We start from the raw sequence: 3,131 nt of genomic DNA on the forward strand, positions 1-3,131 counted from the left end.
CGTCTACGCGCCGGTCCTCAAGGCGGCGATGCGGGTGTTCTTCTATAATCGCAGCGGACATGCAAAGGCTCGTCCCCACGCCGATCCCTGTTGGGTGGACGATGCCGCCGATCCCGGCCCGAGCGAGGAGCGGCGAGCGCGATCGGTCGAGCACCCGGAAGACGAAACTTTGGTTCGGGATGTGCGGGGAGGCTGGTTCGACGCGGGAGACACCAACAAGTACGTGACCTTCGCAGCGGAACCGGTGCATCAGTTGCTCGCCGCCTACCGCGAACGCCCGCAGATCTGGAAAGACGATTTCAATATTCCGGAGTCCGGAAACGGAGTTGCGGACATTCTCGACGAAGTCCGGTGGGAGATCGCATGGCTGAAGCGCATGCAGGTCGAAGACGGTGGGGTCCTGATCAAGGTTGGGTCGCTTGACTTCCACGAGACATCACCACCAAGTGCCGACCGTCGCCCCCGATATTATGGCCCGGTGTGTTCCTCCTCGACGATCGCTGCTGCCGGCATGTTCGCCCACGCGGCGCTGGTTTTTGGGCAGGTGCAGGAACTCAAGCCTGAAGCGGAGGAGCTGCAGGCGCGTGCCGTCACTGCTTGGGAGCACTATCACCGCGCGCCGAAGTCATCGCAGTGCGATGAGCAGAAGATCAAGGCCGGAGACGCTGACTTGAGCCTGGAACAGCAGGCGGGATTGAGCGTCGTCGCCGCCGTCTACCTGTTTGCCCTGACCCGCGAGCCTGCGTACGCCTCCTACATCCGCGCCCACATGAATGCCGCGCAGCCATTCGGCCCAGGAGGGTGGAACGGCTATCGGCCCGCAGAGGGGGAAGCGCTGGTGTTCTACGCCACCCTCAGCGAAGCCGATCCGGCCGTGCGTTCGGCCATTATCGAAAGGAAGCTCGGCGACCCCGCCACCCGGCGGGATCTTTACGGCTTCTATCCTGAGCGCGACCTATACCGCTCTTACCTGCCGGACCAAGCCTATCACTGGGGAAGCAACCGGGTCCGCGCTCAGATCGGCAGCATCAATCTTGAGCTGGCCCAGGCTCCGTTCGCCATCGAGGACGACAGCTACCGAACGCGAGCCCTGACGGCATTGCAGTACCTGCACGGCGTCAATCCGCTTGGCGTCGTCTATCTCAGCAACATGTATGCGCTGGGTGCCGAGCGGTCGGTGAACGAGATCTTTCACGGCTGGTTTGCGGACGGCACTGCCTTCGACAATGCGCTGACGTCAGCCTGCGGTCCTCCTCCGGGATACCTCGTCGGCGGCCCGAACGCCGCGTACTCCGGACCCTCGGCCCCTCCGCGCCGGCAACCCCCGCAAAAGGCGTATCGGGACTGGAACGGGGGCTGGCCCGATCGGTCCTGGGAAATCACCGAGCCATCGATCTCGTACCAAGCGAGCTACGTCAAACTGCTGTCGAAATTCATCGACTGACACCAGGCACGTTTGCCGGATCCCGTTCGGCGATCGTCGCCGGGATCGCTCCCCTCACCCGGCGCATGACGCGCGCCGGAACACCCGCGGCAACGACGCCGGCGGGGATGTCGCGGGCCACGACGCTGCCGGCGGCGATGACGCTCTGGCGACCGATGGTGACACCCTTGAGGATGGTCACCCGCGCGCCGACCCAAACATCATCTTCCACAATGATCGGCCGCGAGGGCGGGTGACGAAACCGCAGCTCAGGTTCCTCGTAGTGGAAGTCGTTGTCCATGCAGATCACGTGGGTGCCGAAGAGGCATCGGTCGCCGATGCGGATCAGGTCGCCGGCGTAAAACGAACAGCCATAATTGATGTAAGCCCGGTCGCCGATGAGAAACCGGCCGCCAGCAGCGACCGCTATCTCGGTCGTTGCCGCGGTCGAAAGGAGTTGAAACGAAGTGCCGATCCGCAGCTGGCCTTCGACCACCATCCGCGGCCGACCCCAGATGCGGGCTTTTGGTCCCACCGCTGCTGCCCGGCGCAAATACCATTTCGCCCGAAGAGCTGCCATCGCGTTGTTTAGAAGGTCCATCGGATCACTATCACTCAGTTCACGAACAGGACCGGGTGCCGCATACGATCCTCATTTTCAGGTCTTGGCGGCCGCTAATTTGCTGTACAACTTCGTAGAATCGCGCCTCTCAAATTATTGCAGCGCGTGCGATAACGAAGATGTTGTTCCCTAATAAACTAAAGCTTCAAGCTGTGCTCACTGGCAATCACGCGTGCGCAGAGTCTTGCCGGCGATCGGCCACCGCTTCGCCGTAAATCTTGATCAAACGGCCGGGAATGCCGACAACCGTGCCGCCCGCGGGGACATCTTCAATGACGACGGCATTCGCGCCGATGATGGCGTCGTTGCCGATTGTGATGTCGCCCAGGATGCGCGCGCCGGCTCCCACGAACACGTTGTCTCCGATCCTTGGAAACGCGTAAGTGTTGCGCAGCCCGATGGTCGCGCTGGCGATCACCGACACGTTCCTGCCCATGCGCTCGACCTGGATGACGGTACCGACCGGATGCGGGACATACAGTCCGCCGCCAATTTTGGCTGCATCGCAAATCTCCAGGCCGAAGAAGAACAAGATACTTCTGTGAAGTATACCGAAGAGAATCGGGACTCGTTTTTGTTTCAACCAACCAGCAATGCGCCACAGTAACATGGCGCGGAGAGGCGCGTGGGTGACGAGCAACAAGAATAATTTTACAATAGTCAGTTCATTTGGCGCACCGACCTGGCCTGGCATCAACCAGCGGGCAGCGTCCTGCTTGAAATCTTCCAACATGGGCTCGTTGTACTGTTGTCTTGTACTGGACACGCATAGCAGGCGGTTGAAAAACCTGCAGTCTGTCTAGCAGCGGTATAATTCACTCGATTTGTGAGGTTTGTCGAGGGGAAGCGATGCGGGGATCGGACGGGCGGTAGGGATTTCGGCCACCGCTACAAGAGCCTGCCGACGGTTCGCAGCTCATGCGTCGGGGGAGACGTTGAGGAGTGCTTGTACGGCTTCGCTCAAGTCCGCGGCACAGCTGCCCCCTTCGCCGATCCGTTCGACATCCCCCGTCCTGAACTTGCCCGTCCTCACCAATGTTGCCCGCAAGCCGAGCGCGAGCGCGCCGTTGACGTCCGCCTCGACGT

The 3,131-nt window shown here is 61.5% G+C and carries 4 protein-coding genes; 1 reads left to right on the forward strand and 3 read right to left on the reverse strand.

The genetic code is table 11. The features are described from left to right. Positions 1–1,444 (forward strand): glycoside hydrolase family 9 protein (locus tag NFW05_RS13620; protein WP_295307833.1); only part of this gene is annotated, 1,444 nt, incomplete at its 5' end. Here the strand turns inward: NFW05_RS13620 and NFW05_RS13625 are convergent. The 3 genes from NFW05_RS13625 to NFW05_RS13635 form a co-directional block, all read right to left on the reverse strand. Continuing rightward, complete coding sequence (locus NFW05_RS13625; RefSeq protein WP_295307837.1) at positions 1,434–1,958, reverse strand: acyltransferase; 525 nt, start codon at positions 1,956–1,958, stop codon at positions 1,434–1,436. The genes NFW05_RS13620 and NFW05_RS13625 overlap by 11 nt on opposite strands. A 253-nt stretch (positions 1,959–2,211) precedes the next feature. Continuing rightward, positions 2,212–2,778 carry a DapH/DapD/GlmU-related protein gene (locus tag NFW05_RS13630; RefSeq protein ID WP_295307841.1) on the reverse strand — a complete coding sequence of 189 codons (567 nt, stop codon included), beginning with the start codon at positions 2,776–2,778 and terminating at the stop codon, positions 2,212–2,214. Positions 2,779–2,961: 183 nt separating this feature from the next. Continuing rightward, a partial coding sequence (locus NFW05_RS13635) for an HAD hydrolase-like protein (protein ID WP_295307844.1) occupies positions 2,962–3,131 on the reverse strand: 170 nt, incomplete at its 5' end.

The organism is Accumulibacter sp., from assembly GCF_023806625.1.
Lineage (GTDB): Bacteria > Pseudomonadota > Gammaproteobacteria > Burkholderiales > Rhodocyclaceae > Accumulibacter.